The organism is Streptomyces sp. NPDC051921 (assembly GCF_040680975.1).
Taxonomy (GTDB): domain Bacteria; phylum Actinomycetota; class Actinomycetes; order Streptomycetales; family Streptomycetaceae; genus Streptomyces.
Genome location: NZ_JBFAXU010000017.1, coordinates 94,914 through 112,207 on the forward strand (window position 1 = coordinate 94,914; position 17,294 = coordinate 112,207).

Below are 17,294 nucleotides of genomic sequence, written 5' to 3' on the forward strand. Positions count from 1 at the left end.
CGGGGCGGAGCCGTGCCCCCGGGGAGACGCCCAGCACTGCAGCAGGAGCAGGCCAGGTCCTCTCACCGGGACCCGGTGAGCAGCACCCACACCTGGCCCGGGGCGAAGGACACCGGAGCGCCCGCCGGGGTGGTGAAGGCGGTGCCCGAGTCCGCGGCCGGGCGGTTCCAGCGGGCCTGGTGGACCTTCCCGTCGCGCAGCACCTGAGCGGTCCCCGAGCCGGTGGTGACGGTGTACGGGGAGACCGCGCCGAGGAAGTCGTGGAAGCGCGAGGGCCGGACGGTGACGTGCTGCACCACCACGGTCGCCGGCTTCAGCGGGCCGTCGGAACGGCCGTCCATGGCGACGTGCCAGACGCGCTCGGACGGCACCCAGGTGAAGGTGTAGCGGGCGGCGGGGAAGCGCACGGTCCGGCTGTTGACGGGGGCCCCGCCCTCCGGCGCGGGGCCGAAGCGGAAGCCGATGTCCTTGGCGTGCGTGGCGTCGGGGGCGGTGGCGAGCGCGCGGGCGGGGCGCAGGTAGAGGTTGTGCGGGGCGGCCCGGCCCGGGCTGCGTACGAAGGCGGCGGGGCTGGAGCTCTCGCTGACCAGGTGCAGCGGGGCGGCCCGCAGCAGCGGGGTGAGGGCGGTCTGGGCGCCGGAGTAGGCGAGGACCGGCCGCCCGAACTGGCGGAGCAGGGCGAGGTCGGACTCGCGGGCGCTGCGGACCGGGCCGATCCGCTCGGGCAGGTGGGAAGAGTAGACCGCCATGAGCCGGGTCTGGCCGGACTCGACCTGCTCGACGTAGACGAGGTCGGCGTCGGCGAGGCCGGTGTGGGGACGGGCCGGCGGCACGTTGTCGATCTTGACGGCGAGGACCGGCGCGGAGCGGGCGGGCAGTCCGGTGAGCGGGGACAGGCCGCTGGGGAGCGCGGTGGCGGGAGGCGGGGTGGTGGGGAGCGGGGTGGCGGGCGCGGGCGTCGGCGTCGGGGCCGGCTCCGACGGGCCCGAGCCGGAGCAGCCGTACAGACCGGCGGCCGCCACGGCGCACAGTACGGCGGTGGCGACTGCGCCGGGACGCCTGTGCCCGCGCGCGCCTGTCATCGGACCGCTCCCTCCCCACCAGTGGACCACGGGGGCGCCCGCCGTTACAAAGGGAGTTGCTGCTGCGTGAACGGGGGTTTTCGGTGTTCTACTACGTCCTGAAGTACGTGCTGCTCGGCCCGGTCCTGAAACTGCTGTTCCGGCCGCGGGTGGAGGGTCTGGAGCACGTGCCCGAGGAGGGCGCGGCGATCGTCGCCGGGAACCATCTGTCCTTCTCCGACCACTTCCTGATGCCGGTGGTGCTGAGCCGCCGGATCACCTTCCTCGCCAAGCAGGAGTACTTCACCGGTCCCGGGCTCAAGGGGCGGCTGACCGCGGCCTTCTTCCGCAGCGCGGGCCAGATCCCGGTGGACCGCTCGGGCAAGGAGGCCGGGCAGGCCGCGATCCGCGAGGGGCTCGGCGTACTCGGCCGGGGCGAGCTGCTGGGGATCTACCCGGAGGGCACCCGCTCGCACGACGGACGGCTCTACAAGGGCAAGGTCGGGGTCGCGGTCATGGCGCTCACGGCGGGCGTCAAGGTGGTGCCGTGCGCGATGGTCGGCACCTTCGAGATCCAGCCCCCGGGCCGGGTCCTGCCCCGGATCCGCCGGGTCACCATCCGCTTCGGCGAGCCGCTGGACTTCTCGCGCTACGCCGGCCTCGCGGGCGAGAAGGCCGCGGTCCGCGCGGTCACCGACGAGATCATGTACGAGATCCTGGCGCTGTCCGGCCAGGAGTACGTGGACGAGTACGCGGCGAAGGTGAAGGCCGCGGAGACCGCCGAGGCCCCCAGGAAGTTCCCGGGGCGAGGACGCTGAGGGCGAATCCGCGCACGGCGAAAGGTCCTGGGCGTCCCGCCGGCCGGCCCGTAGCGTCCCTCCCATGACCAAGGGAAACGCCTTCGTGCTGGGAGCGACGGGACAGATCGGACGGGCGGCCGTAAGGGCGCTCGTCACGGACGGGTGGGAGGTGACGGCCGCCTCGCGCAGGGGCGGCCGGGACGAGGGGTGGCCGGCGGAGGTCCGGTCGGTGGCGGTGGACCGCACCGAGGACGGGGCGCTGTCGGCGGCGATCGGCGCGGGCACGGACGTCCTGGTGGACGTCGTGGCCTACGACGAAGGGCACGGACGGCAGTTGACGGGGCTGGCGGACCGGATCGGTTCGGCGGTGGTGATCTCCAGCGCCGCGGTCTACGAGGACGACCAGGGGCGGAACTTCGACACGCAGGACGAGCCGGACGGCTTCCCGGTGTATCCGCTGCCGATCCCGGAGACCTGGCGGACCGTCGCACCGGGGCCGCGCACGTACAGCACCGGGAAGGCGGCCCTGGAGCGGGAGGTGCTCGCGGCGGGCGAGAAGCTGCCGACCACGGTCCTGCGGGCGGCGGCCGTGCACGGCCCGTACAGTCCGGGGCCGCGCGAGCTGTGGTTCGTCAAACGGGCCCTGGACGGGCGCCCGGTGCGGATCCTGGCGGAGGGCGGGCGGTCGGTCTTCCATCCGGTGCACGTCGACAATCTGGCCGAGCTGATCCGCCTGGCCGCGGCGAAGCCGGGCACGCGGGTGCTCAACGGCGGTGACCCCCAGGCGCCGACGGTCGCGGAGATCGGGGCGGCGGTCGACGCGGCGATGGGGGTGACGAGCGAGACGATCCTGTTCGACGGTCCGCCCGGGAAGGACATGGTCGGCTACACGCCGTGGACGACGCCCCATCCCGTGGTCTGTGACATGGCCGCGGCCGAACGGGAGCTGGGCTACCGGCCGGTGGTGACGTACGAGGAGTCGCTGCCGGGCACGGTCGCGTGGCTGGCGGCGACGGTCGCGCAGCAGGACTGGCGGGAGGCCTTCCCCGGTCTGGTGAAGTACGGGGTGGACTTCTTCGACTACGCGGCGGAGGACGCCTGGCTCGCCGCGCGCGGCTGAGCGGCGGACGGCGGAGGGGCGGCCGCCGTGCGGCGACCGCCCCTCTCTGTGCTGCCGGTGCTACGGCTGGGGCGTGGCGTGCGGCGCGCACGTCACGTCCTGGCTGTCCACCTTGCCGGTGAGCAGGTACGTCTCGACCCTGGGGTTGATGCAGGGGTTCACCAGGCCGGTGACGCCGTGCGAGCCGGCGTTCTTCTCGGTGATCAGGCGCGAGCCCTTGAAGCGCTTGTGCAGCTCGACGGCGCCGGAGTACGGCGTCGCCGCGTCACGCTCGGACTGCACGATGAGCACCGGCGGCAGGCCCTTGCCCGTGCGCACGTCGGTCGCCTGCTGGCGCGGCGCGGACCAGGTGGCGCAGGGCAGGTTCATCCAGGCGTTGGCCCAGGTCATGAACGGGTTCTGCTCGTGGAGCCGGGAGTTGTCCCGGTCCCACTTCTTCCAGCTGGTCGGCCAGGGCGCGTCGGCGCACTCGACGGCCGTGTAGACCGCGTTGCCGTTCTCCGACGCGATGTTGCCGGCCGTGTCGGTGAGGTCCGCGGCGGCCGCGTCGATCAGCGGCTGCGGGTCACCCGCGGCGTAGGCGCTCCAGGCCTCCGCGACCGGGACCCACATGGAGTCGTAGTACGGGGCGTTCTGGAAGAAGCCGATGAGCTCGGCCGGGCCGACCTTGCCGCCGAGGGGGTTCTTCTTGGCGGCGGCGCGCAGGGTCACCCACTGCTGCTGGACCTCGGCGTAGGTCTTGCCGAGGTGGAAGGCGTCGTCGTGCTGGGCGACCCAGGTCATCCAGTCCTTGAGGCGGCCCTCGAAGGCGATGTCCTGGTTCAGGTTGGCCCCGTACCAGATCTCCTTCTTGGACGGGTTGACCACGCTGTCGACGACCATGCGGCGCACGTGGCTCGGGTAGAGCGTGCCGTAGACGGCGCCGAGGTAGGTGCCGTAGGAGACGCCGACGAAGTTGAGCTTCTTCTCGCCGAGCGCGGCCCGGATGACGTCGAGGTCACGGGCGGTGTTGCGGGTCGTCATGTGGGGCAGCATGTCGCCGCTCTTCTCGGCGCAGCCCTTGGCGTACTCGGCGGCCAGCTTGCGCTGGGCGAGCTTGTCCGCCTCGCTGTCCGGGACCGGGTCGAGCTTCGGTCCCTTGACGAACTCGGTCGGGTCGACGCAGGAGATGGGCGCCGAGTGGCCGACACCGCGCGGGTCGAAGCCGACGAAGTCGTAGGCCTTGGCGGTGTTCGCCCAGATCTTGTTGTTGGTCGTGACGCGGCGCGGGAAGCGCAGGCCCGAGCCGCCGGGGCCGCCCGGGTTGTAGAGCAGCGCGCCCTGGCGTTCGGCCGGGGTGCCGGTGGCACCGATCCGGTCGACGGCGATCTTGATCTGCTTGCCGTTGGGCTTCGCGTAGTCGACCGGGACGGTGACCCAGCCGCACTGGATGGGCTTCTCCAGGCCCCAGTCGGCCGGGCAGTCCTGCCAGTCGATGCCCGCCTTCGCGGCGCGGGCGGCGGCGACGGTGGCGCCGCGTGCCTCGTCGTCGCGGTCGTGGCCGCTGTGGGCGCTGGCCGTCGGCGCGGCCATGGCGCCGGCTATGAGCGTGGCCGTGACCAGCGTGCCGGCAGAGCCGAACACAGTGGTACGTCTCAAGTGGTCCCTCCCCCTTGCGGGCGCCGCCCCCGTGGCAGCGCCGTGTTCCTGTGCTGTCCGGGGGATCCTTTCGTCAAGGTGGCCACGGGTGAAAGGGCGTACACCTGTTTCTTTGCCGAACCAATAACCGGAGACCGGTGTACCGCTGAGCGGAACGTCACCGGCCGCCGGTGAGCAGCCCCATTCCCTCGTCGAGGGCGCGGCGCAGCGCGAGGGCGTCGGGGGCCGCGGCGGTGACGAGGGCGGCGGGTCCGGCGAGCGGGGCCAGCACGGCGTGCTCGCCGAGCAGTCTGACCTCGGCCGGCTTGTCGATGAACTCCGGGTCGACGACCAGGAGTTGGCCGGTGGCACGGTGATCGGCGAGGACCGCGGGGCCGTTCCAGCCGCCGGGCGCTCCAGGGCCGTGGCGCAGCTCCTGTTCGAGCAGCGGGCGACCGGCGCGCCGCACGGTGAGCCGGGCGGCGAGGGTGCCGGGCGGCTCGCCGTGCCGGCCGAGGACCTGTTCTTCTCGCAGGACGAGACGGGCGGTGGGGGCGAGTTCGACGGTCGTCCGCGTCCTGAGCGTGGATCCGGCGGCCGAGACCAGCTGCTCGGGCAGCCAGCGCAGCTCCGCGTCCTCGCCCACGGTGAGCGTGACGTCGTAGCCGGCGGGGGCCGCGGACCGCCCCGGCAGGGCGACGGTCGCCGCCGCGGAGTCGACGAGCAGCCGCGCCCCGGCGCGTACGTCCACGAGCAGGGCGAGCCGGTCGCCGCCGAGCGGGGCGCTCATCGCGCCGACGACGGTCACACGGGTGTACGGGCCGGCGGCGCGGGTGCGGCGCAGCGCGAGGGGGCCGTCGCTCTCCAGGACCGGGAGGCTTCCGTCCGCCGCCGCGGTGATGCGGGCGGCGGCGGTGAGGCTCGTGCGGTCGGGCAGGCTCATGCGGTCCAGTCCGCGAGGCGGGCCCGGACCCAGTCGGCGACGGGCGCGACGCCCTCCTCCGAGCGCAAGGAGGTGAAGGCGACGGGCAGTTCGCCGCGCTGCTCCTTGGCGTCCCGGGCCATCCGCTCCAGGTCGGAGCCGACGTACGGGGCCAGGTCGGTCTTGTTGATCACGAGCAGGTCGGCGGTCGTGACGCCGGGGCCGCCCTTGCGCGGGATGTCGTCGCCGCCGGCGACGTCGATGACGAAGATCTGGGCGTCGACGAGGCCCTTGGAGAAGGTGGCGGTGAGGTTGTCGCCGCCGGACTCGACGAGGACGAGGTCGAGCGGGCCGACCCCCTGGGAGACGAACGCGGCCTCCAGGTCCTCGACGGCCTCGAGGTTGGCCGAGATGTCGTCACGGATCGCGGTGTGCGGGCAGGCTCCGGTCTCCACGGCCTGGATGCGCTCGGGCGGCAGGACGGCCTCGCGGAGCAGGAACTCGGCGTCCTCACGGGTGTAGATGTCGTTGGTGACGACGGCGAGGGAGAGGGAGTCGCGCAGCGCGCGGCAGAGGGCGGCGACGGTGGCGGTCTTGCCGGAGCCGACGGGGCCGCCGAGACCGATGCGCAGCGCGCGGCGGGTGCCGTCGGGACGGTGGGCGTCGGCGGAGACGGCGGACCCGTGGTCGTGGCCGTGGTCGAGGTGCATGAGGAGGCTCCTTGCGGGTGGCGAGGGGTCAGGAGGCGAAGAGGCGGACGGGCCAGGCCGCGTGCTGCTCGGCGGTCAGGTCGAGCAGCGGGGCCGAGGCGGCGGGCAGCGCGTCCAGTCCGCCGGAGGCGTCGGCGAGCGCCTCGGCGGCGCGTTCGGCGGCCTCGGCGGCCACTTCGTCCATGGCGGGGGCGAGTCGGGCGAGGACGGCGGTGGCCTGGAACGGGTCCAGGCCCAGCAGGCGCACGGCGGCGGTCGCGGGCCCGCCGACCGTCTCGTACGCGACGCAGTGGGCGGCGTCCTCGGGGCCGAGCCCGGCGGAGCGGGCAGCGGTCCCGAGGACGACGGGCTGGTGGGCGCCGCGCGGCAACGCGGCGGCGAGCCGGTCGAGTTCGGGGCCGGGCCAGGCGGCGCGGGCGGCCCGCATCAGCTGGCGGCCGAGCCGCCGGGCGGTGGCGCGCAGGGCGGGCGAGGGGGTGCGGGCGTCGGCCGCGGCGTCGAGCGCGTGGGCGTCGGCGCCGAGGGCCGCGGCGGCGGCGAGGCCGGCCGAGGTGAGACCGGTGGTGTGCAGCCGACCGCGGCAGAACGCCTCCAGGTCGGCGGCGTCCTTGAGCCGGCCGGCCTTGACGGCTGCCTCGGCGCCGCCCGAGTGGGCGTGCCCGCCGGCGGGGAAACGCCCGTCGGCGAGCACCAGGAGTGCGGATCGGGTCATCGTGGGGTCTTCGGCGCTCAGAAGAGGAAGTAACGCTGGGCCATGGGCAGTTCTTCGGCGGGGGCCGGTTCGACGTGCTCGCCGTCGATGGTCACCGAGAACGTGTCGGCGTCGACCTCCACGCGGGGCAGGGCGTCGTTCTCCCGCATGTCGGCCTTGGTGACCCGCCGGGTGGAGCCGATGGCGGTGAACTCCTTGTGCAGGCCGAGCTTGTGCGGCAGGTCGTCCTCGATGGCCGCCTCCGCGACGAAGTTGACCGAGCCGGCCGCGGCCGCCCGCCCGACCGCGCCGAACATCGGCCGGGGCAGGACGGGTTGGGGCGTGGGGATGGAGGCGTTGGCGTCGCCCATCTGCGCGTAGGCGATCTGGCCTCCCTTGAGGACGACGAGCGGCTTGACGCCGAAGAAGGCCGGCTCCCACAGCACCAGGTCGGCGAGCTTGCCGGGTTCGACGGAGCCGATGAGGTGGCCCATGCCCTGGGCGACGGCCGGGTTGATCGTGTACTTGGCGACGTAGCGCCGGGCCCGGTGGTTGTCGGCGGCCCCGTCGCCGGGCAGGGCGCCGCGCCGCTTCTTCATGACGTGGGCGGTCTGCCAGGTCCGCATGACGACCTCGCCGATCCGGCCCATGGCCTGGGAGTCGGAGGAGATGATCGAGATGGCGCCGAGGTCGTGCAGGACGTCCTCGGCGGCGATCGTGGAGGGCCGGATGCGGGACTCGGCGAAGGCGAGGTCCTCGGGCACGGCCGGGTTGAGGTGGTGGCAGACCATCAGCATGTCGAGGTGTTCCTCGATGGTGTTGATGGTGTGCGGCCGGGTGGGGTTGGTCGAGCTGGGCAGCACGTACGGCTCGGAGACCACGGTGATGATGTCCGGTGCGTGCCCCCCGCCGGCCCCCTCGGTGTGGTACGCGTGAATCGTGCGGCCCGCGATCGCGGCGAGGGTGTCGCCGACGAAGCCCGCCTCGTTGAGCGTGTCGGTGTGGACGGCGAGTTGGGCGCCGGTCTCCTCGCAGACGCTCAGGCAGGCGTCGATGACGGCGGGCGTGGCTCCCCAGTCCTCGTGGATCTTGAACCCGAGGGCGCCGCCGCGCAGTTGGGAGTGCATGGCCTCGCGGGACATCGTGTTGCCCTTGCCGAGCAGGCCGATGTTCACGGGGAAGGTGTCCAGGGCCTCGAACATCCGGGCCATGTGCCAGGGGCCGGGGGTGATGGTGGTGGCCTTGGTGCCCTCGGCGGGTCCGGTGCCGCCGCCGACGAGGGTCGTGACGCCGGTGGCGAGGGCCTGCTCGACGACGGTGGGCGAGATGAAGTGCACGTGGGCGTCGACGGCGCCCGCGGTGACGATCCGCCCGTTGCCGACGATCACCTCGGTCTCGGGCCCGATGACGAGGTCGGGGTGGACGCCGTCCATGGTGTCGGGATTGCCGGCCTTGCCGAGGGCGGTGATCCGGCCGTCGCGGATGCCGATGTCGGCCTTGACGATCCCCCAGTGGTCGATGACCACCACGCCGGTGATCACCGTGTCGGGGGCGCCTTCGGCGCGGGTGGTGCGCGACTGCCCCATGGACTCGCGGATGACCTTGCCGCCGCCGAAGACGGCCTCGTCGCCGGCGCGGCCGGGGCCGCCGGAGCGGTCCTCCTCGATCTCGACGAGCAGGTCGGTGTCGGCGAGCCGGATCCGGTCGCCGGTGGTGGGGCCGAACAGGTCGGCGTAGACGGCGCGGTGCAGCTCAGGCACGCTCGCCCCCCTCGGTCTCGACGTGGTCCAGGGGTCCGGCGGTCTCGCCGCGCAGGCCGGGCACGATCCGGCGGCCGGCGATCGGCACGAGCTCGACCTCGACGGGGATGCCGGGCTCGAAGCGGACGGCGGTGCCGGCGGCGATGTGCAGCCGCAGGCCGCGGGCGGCGGCGCGGTCGAAGTGGAGACCGGGGTTGGCCTCGGCGAAGTGGTAGTGGGAGCCGACCTGGACGGGCCGGTCGGCGGCGTTGAGGACGGTGAGGCGGGAGACGGGGCGGCCCTCGTTGAGGGTTACCGGGCCGTCCCCGTAGAGGATTTCTCCGGGGATCATCGGTGGCCGCCCGCTTTCACACGATCGGGTCATGGACGGTGACGAGCTTGGTCCCGTCGGGGAAGGTGGCCTCGACCTGGACGTCGTGGATCATGTCGGGGATGCCGTCCATGACCTCGTCGCGGGTGATCACCTTGCGCCCGGAGGCCATCAGCTCGGCGACGGTACGGCCGTCGCGGGCGCCTTCCAGGACATGGGAGGTGATGAGCGCGACGGCCTCGGGGTGGTTGAGCCGCACGCCGCGCGCCCGGCGCTTCTCGGCCACGTCGGCCGCGACATGGATGAGCAGGCGTTCCTGCTCGTGGGGGCTGAGTTGCACGCTTCCACCTCACTGTCTTCCACCGGGTGACACACCCGGACAGCAGCGGACCTTAGCGATCTTCAACACTCTGTTGAGCCACAGGAAGGGCCGCCGGGTCAGACATTGCAGGTTAGGGCGGAAGTTTTTCCGGCTCGTTAACTCGGGCTTTGCGTATGCATGGACATCAGCCCGCGCACCCCGTCCTCCAGTATCCCGACGCTCATGTCGCCGAAGAGCGCCTGCTGGGCGATGCACCCCTGGGCGATCGCGATGAGGATCCGGGCCATGTGGTCGGCGGACACGTCGGCGGCCATCAGCCCGTTCTCGCGGTACGCGACGACCAGTCGCGCCCAGACCTCGCGCATGGCGGTGAACCCGCGCTCCAGGGTCTCGGCCAGCCGTTCGTCGCGCAGCGTCTCGCTCCACACCTGGAGGATCAACCGCGGAAAGGCCTGCCGGTCGGCCCCCGGGATCCGCTCCTCCAGGAAGAGCCGGAGGACTTCGCCGAGCAGCACGTCGGGGGTGGGCGGCGGAGTGGCCCTCGAGGCGTCCTCGAAGGCGCCGCGGATGCCGGCGAACGCCTCGTCGGCGATGGCCGCGATCAGCTCGTCCTTGCCGCGGAAGTAGCGGTAGACCGCGCCCGCCGACAGGCCCACCTCGGTCAGCACGTCCTGCATGGACGTGGCGTGGAAGCCGTTGCGGGCGAAGCAGCGGGCGGCGCCGTCGAGGATCTGGCGGCGGCGGGCGTCGAGGTGTTCCTGAGTGACACGGGCCATGCGGGCCAACGTAAAACGAATATTCATTCTTGACAAGCGACGCCCCCGGCAGGACAGTGACGGCGGAACGTAAAACGAACGATCCTTCTCTTTGACGCCTCGTCCCGAATCGAGCTGGAGTCATGTCCGCCACAGCCACGCGCAAGACCGTCTCGGTGATCCTGCTGATCCCCGCCGTCGTCGCCTTCGCCCTCTGGGCCTTCGCCTGGCCGGCCGCCCGGATCGCCCCCCGCGACCTTCCGATCGGACTCGCCGGCCCCGCCTCCGTCACCACCCCCTTGGCACAACGGCTCGCCGAGCGCGACGGCGCGTTCGAGGTGCACCGGTACGCCGACGCGGCCGCCGCCCGCGCCGCGATCGAGGACCGGGCCGTATACGGCGCCATCGTCGCCACGCCCCGGGGACCCGAACTCCTGACCGCGTCCGCCGCGAGCCCGGTCGTCGCCGGACTGCTGCGCGAGGCCGTCGCCGCTCAGCTGCCGGCCGGCACGCTCCCCAAGGTGACCGATGTGGTGGCGGCGCCCTCCGCCGACCCGCGCGGCGCCGTCCTCGCGGCGGGACTGCTGCCACTCGCGCTGGCCGGGGCCGCCTCCGGCGTCGTCACCACCATGCTCGGACTGCGCGGCGCCCGGGCGGCCGTGGCCCTCGGGGGCGCCGCCGCCCTCGCGGGCCTGACGGGCGCCGCACTCGCGGACAGCTGGCTCGGCGCGTTCACCGGCTCCTGGTGGTCCGAGGCCGGGGTGCTGGCCCTGACCGTGCTCGCCGTCGGCTCGACGTTCACGGGGCTCGCCGCGCTGATCGGCAGGCCCGGACTCGGACTTGGGGCACTCCTGATGATCCTGCTGGGCAACCCGTTCTCCGGGGTCTCCAGCGCACCCGAACTGCTCCCCGCCCCGGTGGGCACGGTCGGTCAGTGGCTCCCCCCGGGCGCGGCCGGCACGGCCCTGCGCTCGGTCGCGTACTTCGACGGGGCGGGCGCGGGACCCGCGCTGCTCGTCCTGTCGGCATGGACGGTGGCGGGCCTGACGGCGGTCCTGGCCGGCGCGCGGCTCGGGGCGGCACGGACCGACGCCCCGGCGGTCCCGACGCCGACGCCGACGCCGGAGCCGGTCGCCTGAGCACCCGAGAACCGCCCGAGGCCGTGTGCCTTCGTCCGCCCGGACGAAGGCACACGGCCTTCTTCACGGGCGCTACGCGTCGGGGGCGCCCGGATCGCGATGGTGCGCGGCGATACCGAAGCGGCGCTGTTCACCCGGAGCGGACGCGATGCCGCGGACGGCGGAGACCGAACTGATCACCTGCTCCTCGGCCGGAGCGTCGGCCGCCTCGAGTCGTTCCAGGTCAGCGGCGGAGACCAGGGCGACGAGCGGCTTCCCGTGCCGGGTGACGACCACGCGCTCACCGCCGTAGACGACGCGGTTGATCAGGTCCGCGAGCTCTGCACGCGCTTGCGTCACCGGAATCTCATAGGCCATGCTCCTCATCTTACGGGCTGTACGTCCTGTACATTTTTTACAGAAGGAGGAGCGTCATGCGTCAGACCATGCGACATGTCCTTCCGGAGTTCACCGAGCGCACGAGCTCGGGGACCCGCACCCTCGACCCGTACGCGAAGCTGCTGCAGGAGCGGATCGTCTTCCTGGGCACGCCGATCGACGAGACCTCGGCCAACGACGTCATCGCCCAGTTCCTGCACCTGGACCACGCGGCCCCGGGGCAGGTGATCAGCCTCTACATCAACTCCCCCGGGGGCTCGATCAGCGCGATGACCTCGATCTACGACACGATCCGCACGGTCTCGTGCGAGGTGGAGACCACGTGTCTCGGCCAGGCCGTCGGCCCCGCCGCGGTACTGCTGGCCGCCGGCTCACCGGGGCGCCGGCTCGCGTTGCCGGGAGCCAGGATCGTCCTCCAGCAGCCCGCGCTCGACGAGCCGTTGCAGGGACAGCCCAGCGATCTCGACATCCACGCGCGGGAATTGCTGCGGCAGCGCGCACTGGTCGCCGGACTGCTCGCCGAGCACACCGGACAGGACCGCGACCGGGTCGACGCCGACATCGACCGGACCACCGTCCTCGACGCGCCGGGAGCGCGGGAGTACGGGCTGCTGGACCACGTGGTGACGAGCCGCCGCGCGTCCGCCGGCGCCGCCGGCGAGGGCTGAGCCGGCCATGGTCCCGGAGCTGCCGCCGCTGCCCGCACTGACGCGCGCCGAGGGCGAGTTCGTCGACGCCTACCTCGAAGTCGTCGACCTGCTGGGAAGGATCAATCCATCCAGGGGTTCGCATACCTATGGGGCACTGCGGGCCGCGCAGGCCCTGGTCGGACGGGCGACGGCGCTCCGGGACGCCCTGACGCTCATGCATATGCGGGGCGAGGCCGAGGTGCACGCGGCCACATTGGCGCGTGCGCTAAGGGTGTTGGACGGCGAACGCCGCTCGGGCCGCGTCACCGTCCCCGGAGAACAGGAGAGTTGACAGAGCCGCGTGTCGTGTCGAGGTCCACTCGGGGCACCCACACCGCAGAATCGCTCCCCCGTTCGGCGTAGTCGATGAATCGACATGGAGCTCAGGTAAGTTGCGCAACAGGTGTACGCATCTGGCGGAATCGGGCATTCCATGCCTGGTGAAGGGCTCGTCGGCCAAACCTCCGAAGATCGCGAAACCTGACTGTCCACTCGAATGGATCAGTCGTGAGGAGCCTCACATATCGCCGTTTCAGCTCGGATTTCGGCCCGACTGTGAGTCAAGATCCCTGTCGACGACAAGCCCCCGCCACCCGAGGCGGGGCGGTCCGGGCGGACGCCGAGTCCTGCCGCTGTCCCGGACGTCTGGTCGACAGGAGTGGATCGGCAGGAGTGGAGGACCCGAGCAACACGGGACGTGCCCGCAAGGGTGATGTCCCTCGGGGTGAAGCCGCAGCCGCGGCCGGGCATCTTCGCCAGCCCGAACCCGACAGGTCATCCTTCGCAGGCGGCTGACGAAGGGTTGCGCATGACTGCGCAGATTCATGTCCCGTCCCTGCTGTCCCGGGCCGGAGCCGTCTCGGCTCTCACCCTCGCCGCCGTCGGCGGCACGCTGCTCGCCCCAGGAGCGGCGCCGGAGGCCCAGGCCGCGAGCTCGTACGCCAACACGGCACTGGGCATCGCCGCCTCGAAGAAGGGATCGCCTTACAAGTACGGCGCCTCGGGCCCCAGCAGATTCGACTGCTCGGGCCTCACGCTCTACTCGTACAAGAAGGCGGGCAAGACGCTGCCCCGCACCGCGCAGCAGCAGTACAACAAGACACGACACATCTCGGCGTCCAGCCGGCAGAAGGGGGACCTCGTCTTCTTCCATTCCGGCGGAAGGGTGTACCACGTCGGAATCTACGCGGGTAACAACAAGATCTGGCACTCCCCGAAGACCGGTTCGTGGGTGAAGCTCGACAGGATCTGGTCGTCGAAGGTGCTGTACGGCCGCGTCCGCTGACCCGCGGACCCCGCCGCAGGCCGCCCGGCCGGCCGGGCCCCTGCCCCGCCCGAGGCCGCGTCCCCGTGGCCCCCGCCCCGCGTCCCCTGCCCCGCGCGTCCCCGTCCCCGGGTCGTGGCACCGGGGGCGGGCGGCCGCGGGGCGGCGCGGGGGACCTACCGGGGCGTCAGCGTCGGGGCCGTCCAGGGCAGGTTGATCCAGACCGTCTTGCCGCCCTCGGCCGTCGGCTTGACCGAGAGGCGGCCGCCGGCCTCGGCGGTGAGCGAGCGGATGATGACCATGCCACGCCCGTTGTCCTGCTGTACGGCCGCCGGGAGGCGCCGGGGCCAGCGCGGATGGCTGTCGGTCACACCGATGTGCAGCTGCTCGTCGCGTTCGAGACGGATCTCGACGGTGAAGTGGGGCGACTGGCCGAAGGTGTGCAGCACGGCATTGGTCGCCAGTTCGGAGACGATCAGGCGGACCGTTTCCGCCGTGTCGCTCGCGCTCCCCAGCCCCCAGGAGGTGAGCACCTCGGCGACGTACCTCCGCGCGGTGGACACCGAGGCGGGATCGCTCGGCAGCGTCACGGTTGCTTCCTGGTGGTCTGCCATGGCGACGCCGTCCCTTTCCCACCGGGCCCGGCCCGGATTGCGCTGAGCGCCAGACTGCCACCGATCGTGCCGCGCCGACGGCGATCCACCAAGATGTACGGATATCTATCGCCCGAAGCGGTGAACCGTCCGACGGGCGACCGGATCCCGACTCGGCGTGCCTGCAGGGCTCTTGAGCGGGCACACGAGCCGTATGAGCGTCTCCAAGAGCACCCTCCTCGTCCTCGACAGCAGCGATCCCGAGCCCCTCGCCCGCTTCTACGCCGCCCTGCTGGGCGGCACCGCCGAACCGGCCGAGGGCGACCCCGACCTGGTCCTGGTCTCCTCCCCCACGGGCGTCGCCCTCGGCATCCACCGCGACCCCGGCCAGGCTCCGCCCAGCTGGCCCCGGCCGGAGGACTCCCAGCAGGCCCACTTGTGGATCCTGGTCGCCCCCGAGGCCCTCGACGAGGCCGAGCGGGAGGCCATCGGCCTGGGCGCGCGGCCGGTGGCGGCCGAGGTCGACGGCACCCGCCTCGACCGGCGCTCCGCCCTGCGGCGCTGTACCGACCCGGCCGGCCACCCGTTCGTGCTCGCCGCCGCGCCCGGCGTTTCCGCCTGAGACCACCGGGCAGCCGCCTGCACGTCCCACCCGTTCGGCGTACGAATCCGGAGGACGAACATGAGCCACCACGAGCGCCGGCGCACGCTTCCCGCGGACGCGCCGCCCCGCACCACACCGTCCGAGGCCGTCGGGGAGAGCGGCGACGCCGAGGCCCGCCGGGAGGCCGAGGAAGCGGTACGCGGCCGTCGCGGCGCCGCCGCGTCCGACACGCACGGCATGGACGCCAAGCGCCAGTCCCCCGGGCTGGGCCGCGAGGAGCAGCGCCGTCCCCACGGCCGCAGGGGCGAGGCCGGGGAAGACGCCCCTTAGCGATCCGCCGTGCGGCGGGTGGCCGCGGCCAGGACGAAGGTGATGCTGATCAGCAGCGACCATGCGCCGAACTTCTCCACGCCGACGGGCTGCCACCCGTGGAGCTGGTACGGGTAGCGCCAGGCGCCCACGTACGTGGCGAGGTTCTCCGCCAGCCACAGGAAGAAGCCGATCAGCACGAAGGACAGGGCCAGCGGCATCCGCAGGCGGGCACCGCGCACCGTGAACCGCACGGAGGTGCCCGCCGTGACGGCCAGCAGCACCGCGGCCAGTGGCCAGCGCGCGTCCGGCAGCCAGTGGTGGGTGAAGAAGTTCAGGTAGATCGCCGCGGCCACCACCGCCGTGGACCGCGGCCGGTAGCGGACCAGCTCGAGGTCGAAGAGGTGCCAGGCCCGGCAGACGTAACTGCCGACGGCCGCGTAGAGGAAGCCGCCGTACAACGGGACGCCGGCGAACTTCAGCACCGCCGGCTCGGGGTAGCTCCACGAGCCGAGCGACACCTTCACCAGCTCGAAGGCCAGGCCGATGACATGGCAGACGGCGATGACGGCGACGTCACGCCCCGACTCCCAGCCGCGCAGCCAGAAGAGCAGGGTGAGCAGCACGCCGTACACGACGAGCAGGTCGTAACGGGCCACCGGGAGCCCGGGCAGCAGCGTGGACGCCGCCACCCCCGACAGCAGCGCGATCGCGAAGGCGCAGGCCCGGGTCTGCCCCCACGCGAAGGCGAGCAGGCGGCGGAAGGACGAGGTCAGCAGGTCTGGGAGGGGTGCGTTGAGGCTCGGCATGGTGCGCTGTAGGACGAGCGCGACGGCCGACGCGGTTGCGGCCGGACGCCCCAGGATCCCTGCCCCGGGCGGACACCCGCGCCGGGACGGCCAGGATTCCGAGCCACCGCCCGCGCCCGAACGACCAGGACCCCGAGCCCCCGCCCGCGCCCGAACGACCAGGAGTCCCCTGACGCGGCCGGTCCTGTCGGCGGTGGATCTCAGACCGCCGCGCCCTCCGGGGCCGTGCGGAGGATCGTCGCGACCGCGCGCCCGATCTCGGCGTCGGTGAGGTCCGCGCGGGCGGTCAGACGGAGACGGGAGATGCCGTCCGGGACCGACGGGGGGCGGAAGCAGCCGACGGCGAGGCCGAGTTCTCGGCAGTCGGCGGCCCAGCGGAGGGCCTCGTTCGGACCCGGGGCGCGGACCGAGACCACGGCCGCGTCGGGGCGTACGGCGGTCAGGCCGGCGTCGCTGAGGAGGCGGTGGAGCGTGGTCGCGACCGTACGGGACCGGGCCGCCAGTGCCGGCTCGGCCGCGATCAGCCGCAGGCTCGCCAGGGCGGCGCCCGTGGCGGCCGGGGCGAGGCCCGTGTCGAAGATGAAGGTGCGGGCCGCGTTCACCAGGTGCTCGATCACGCGGGCCGGGCCGAGCACGGCGCCGCCCTGGCTGCCGAGCGACTTGGAGAGGGTGAGCGTGGCGACGACGTCCGGGGCGCCCGCGAGCCCCGCCTCGTGGAGGGCGCCGCGCCCGCCGTCGCCGAGCACCCCGAGGCCGTGCGCGTCGTCGACGACGAGGCCCGCGCCGTGCGCCCGGCAGGCCGCCGCGAGCGCCGCGAGGGGGGCCTTGTCACCGTCGACCGAGAAGACGGAGTCGCTGACCGCGAGCCCCCGGCGGCCCGGGTGCGCGCCGAGGGTCTTGGCGACGGCCTCCGGGTCGGCGTGCGGGACGACCGCCGTCTCGGCCCGGGACAGCCGACAGCCGTCGACGATCGAGGCGTGGTTGCCGGAATCCGAGACGATCAGGCCGTCCCGGGAGGAGAGCGCGGTGAGGGCGGCCAGGTTGGCGGTGTAGCCGGAGGAGAAGACGAGCGCCGCCTCGAACCCGCAGAACTCGGCGAGCTCGCGCTCCAGGCGGGCGTGCAGCCGCGTCGAGCCGGTGACGAGCCGTGAGCCGGTGGAGCCCGCGCCCCAGCGGCGGGCCGCCTCGGCCGCCGCCTCGGTGATCTCCGGGCGGCGGGTGAGGCCGAGGTAGTCGTTGCTCGCGAGGTCCAGCAGCTCCGACTCGGCCGCCCGTGGCCGCAGGGTCCGTACGAGACCCGCCTCCGCGCGCTGCCGTGCCGCGGCCTCGGTCCAGGCGAAGGCGGTCCGGCGCGGGTCGGGGCCCTCGCTCGGGTCCTGCACGTCCTGCGGGTCCTCGGCGTACGGCGGCATGGCAGATCCTTTTGTAGGCAGCCCACAGA

General features: G+C 73.1%; 21 protein-coding genes and 1 riboswitch. Of the genes, 8 read left to right on the plus strand and 13 right to left on the minus strand.

What is annotated here, in order from left to right; genetic code table 11:
• Positions 1 to 62 precede the first annotated feature (62 nt).
• Positions 63 to 1,082, minus strand: a complete 1,020-nt coding sequence (locus tag AB0M16_RS22745) for a DUF3048 domain-containing protein (RefSeq protein ID WP_365345651.1) — start codon at positions 1,080 to 1,082, stop codon at positions 63 to 65.
• A gap of 83 nt (positions 1,083 to 1,165) precedes the next feature.
• Between AB0M16_RS22745 and AB0M16_RS22750 the strand changes: the two genes are divergently transcribed.
• Positions 1,166 to 1,879, plus strand: a complete 714-nt coding sequence (locus AB0M16_RS22750; protein ID WP_365345653.1) for a lysophospholipid acyltransferase family protein — start codon at positions 1,166 to 1,168, stop codon at positions 1,877 to 1,879.
• A gap of 64 nt (positions 1,880 to 1,943) precedes the next feature.
• Positions 1,944 to 2,981, plus strand: coding sequence for an NAD-dependent epimerase/dehydratase family protein (locus AB0M16_RS22755; RefSeq protein WP_365345655.1), 1,038 nt, complete (start codon positions 1,944 to 1,946; stop codon positions 2,979 to 2,981).
• Positions 2,982 to 3,041: 60 nt separating this feature from the next.
• On the opposite strand, the gene AB0M16_RS22760 is transcribed toward AB0M16_RS22755, so the two are convergent.
• The 8 genes from AB0M16_RS22760 to AB0M16_RS22795 form a co-directional block, all read right to left on the minus strand.
• Positions 3,042 to 4,619: an alpha/beta hydrolase gene (locus tag AB0M16_RS22760; RefSeq protein ID WP_365345657.1), complete on the minus strand. Its 1,578-nt coding sequence runs from the start codon at positions 4,617 to 4,619 to the stop codon at positions 3,042 to 3,044.
• A gap of 157 nt (positions 4,620 to 4,776) precedes the next feature.
• The gene (locus AB0M16_RS22765; RefSeq protein WP_365345659.1) at positions 4,777 to 5,541 is read right to left on the minus strand and encodes an urease accessory protein UreD; all 765 of its coding nucleotides are present in this window, start codon (positions 5,539 to 5,541) and stop codon (positions 4,777 to 4,779) included.
• Positions 5,538 to 6,230, minus strand: coding sequence for an urease accessory protein UreG (gene ureG / locus AB0M16_RS22770; RefSeq protein ID WP_365345661.1), 693 nt, complete (start codon positions 6,228 to 6,230; stop codon positions 5,538 to 5,540). The genes AB0M16_RS22765 and ureG overlap by 4 nt, the downstream gene beginning before the upstream one ends.
• A gap of 28 nt (positions 6,231 to 6,258) precedes the next feature.
• The gene (locus AB0M16_RS22775) at positions 6,259 to 6,942 is read right to left on the minus strand and encodes an urease accessory UreF family protein (protein ID WP_365345662.1); all 684 of its coding nucleotides are present in this window, start codon (positions 6,940 to 6,942) and stop codon (positions 6,259 to 6,261) included.
• 17 nt (positions 6,943 to 6,959) lie between these two features.
• On the minus strand, positions 6,960 to 8,681 hold the full coding sequence (locus AB0M16_RS22780) for an urease subunit alpha (RefSeq protein ID WP_365345663.1): 1,722 nt from the start codon (positions 8,679 to 8,681) through the stop codon (positions 6,960 to 6,962).
• Positions 8,674 to 9,012 (minus strand): urease subunit beta, encoded by a 339-nt coding sequence (locus AB0M16_RS22785; protein WP_365345665.1) that lies wholly within the window; start codon positions 9,010 to 9,012, stop codon positions 8,674 to 8,676. The genes AB0M16_RS22780 and AB0M16_RS22785 overlap by 8 nt, the downstream gene beginning before the upstream one ends.
• Positions 9,013 to 9,028: 16 nt before the next feature.
• Positions 9,029 to 9,331: an urease subunit gamma gene (locus tag AB0M16_RS22790; protein WP_365345667.1), complete on the minus strand. Its 303-nt coding sequence runs from the start codon at positions 9,329 to 9,331 to the stop codon at positions 9,029 to 9,031.
• 137 nt (positions 9,332 to 9,468) lie between these two features.
• A complete protein-coding gene (locus tag AB0M16_RS22795; RefSeq protein WP_365345669.1) occupies positions 9,469 to 10,089 on the minus strand; it encodes a TetR/AcrR family transcriptional regulator in 621 nt (206 codons plus the stop codon).
• Positions 10,090 to 10,211: 122 nt separating this feature from the next.
• Between AB0M16_RS22795 and AB0M16_RS22800 the strand changes: the two genes are divergently transcribed.
• Positions 10,212 to 11,207, plus strand: coding sequence for an ABC transporter permease (locus tag AB0M16_RS22800; RefSeq protein WP_365345671.1), 996 nt, complete (start codon positions 10,212 to 10,214; stop codon positions 11,205 to 11,207).
• Positions 11,208 to 11,279: 72 nt separating this feature from the next.
• On the opposite strand, the gene AB0M16_RS22805 is transcribed toward AB0M16_RS22800, so the two are convergent.
• Positions 11,280 to 11,564, minus strand: coding sequence for a type II toxin-antitoxin system Phd/YefM family antitoxin (locus AB0M16_RS22805; RefSeq protein ID WP_365345673.1), 285 nt, complete (start codon positions 11,562 to 11,564; stop codon positions 11,280 to 11,282).
• Positions 11,565 to 11,620: 56 nt separating this feature from the next.
• Between AB0M16_RS22805 and AB0M16_RS22810 the strand changes: the two genes are divergently transcribed.
• From AB0M16_RS22810 to AB0M16_RS22820, 3 genes are all read left to right on the plus strand, one after another.
• On the plus strand, positions 11,621 to 12,253 hold the full coding sequence (locus AB0M16_RS22810) for an ATP-dependent Clp protease proteolytic subunit (protein WP_365345675.1): 633 nt from the start codon (positions 11,621 to 11,623) through the stop codon (positions 12,251 to 12,253).
• 7 nt (positions 12,254 to 12,260) lie between these two features.
• Entirely contained in the window at positions 12,261 to 12,566 is a 306-nt protein-coding gene (locus tag AB0M16_RS22815) for a hypothetical protein (RefSeq protein WP_365345677.1), read from the plus strand.
• Between the two features lie 315 nt (positions 12,567 to 12,881).
• A riboswitch (cyclic di-AMP (ydaO/yuaA leader) is annotated at positions 12,882 to 13,079 on the plus strand.
• 3 nt (positions 13,080 to 13,082) lie between these two features.
• Entirely contained in the window at positions 13,083 to 13,559 is a 477-nt protein-coding gene (locus AB0M16_RS22820) for a C40 family peptidase (protein ID WP_365345679.1), read from the plus strand.
• Between the two features lie 155 nt (positions 13,560 to 13,714).
• On the opposite strand, the gene AB0M16_RS22825 is transcribed toward AB0M16_RS22820, so the two are convergent.
• Positions 13,715 to 14,152, minus strand: coding sequence for an ATP-binding protein (locus AB0M16_RS22825; RefSeq protein WP_365345682.1), 438 nt, complete (start codon positions 14,150 to 14,152; stop codon positions 13,715 to 13,717).
• 193 nt (positions 14,153 to 14,345) lie between these two features.
• On the opposite strand from AB0M16_RS22825, the gene AB0M16_RS22830 reads away from it, so the two are divergent.
• Together AB0M16_RS22830 and AB0M16_RS22835 are read left to right on the plus strand one after the other, a co-directional pair.
• Complete coding sequence (locus AB0M16_RS22830) at positions 14,346 to 14,753, plus strand: VOC family protein (RefSeq protein WP_365345684.1); 408 nt, start codon at positions 14,346 to 14,348, stop codon at positions 14,751 to 14,753.
• A 60-nt stretch (positions 14,754 to 14,813) separates the two neighbouring features.
• On the plus strand, positions 14,814 to 15,065 hold the full coding sequence (locus AB0M16_RS22835; RefSeq protein ID WP_365345686.1) for a hypothetical protein: 252 nt from the start codon (positions 14,814 to 14,816) through the stop codon (positions 15,063 to 15,065).
• Here the strand turns inward: AB0M16_RS22835 and AB0M16_RS22840 are convergent.
• Together AB0M16_RS22840 and AB0M16_RS22845 are read right to left on the minus strand one after the other, a co-directional pair.
• On the minus strand, positions 15,062 to 15,853 hold the full coding sequence (locus tag AB0M16_RS22840; RefSeq protein ID WP_365345688.1) for a DUF817 domain-containing protein: 792 nt from the start codon (positions 15,851 to 15,853) through the stop codon (positions 15,062 to 15,064). The two genes, AB0M16_RS22835 and AB0M16_RS22840, sit on opposite strands and share 4 nt — an antisense overlap.
• A 200-nt stretch (positions 15,854 to 16,053) precedes the next feature.
• On the minus strand, positions 16,054 to 17,265 hold the full coding sequence (locus tag AB0M16_RS22845; RefSeq protein ID WP_365345690.1) for an 8-amino-7-oxononanoate synthase: 1,212 nt from the start codon (positions 17,263 to 17,265) through the stop codon (positions 16,054 to 16,056).
• Between the last annotated feature and the right edge of the window lie 29 nt (positions 17,266 to 17,294).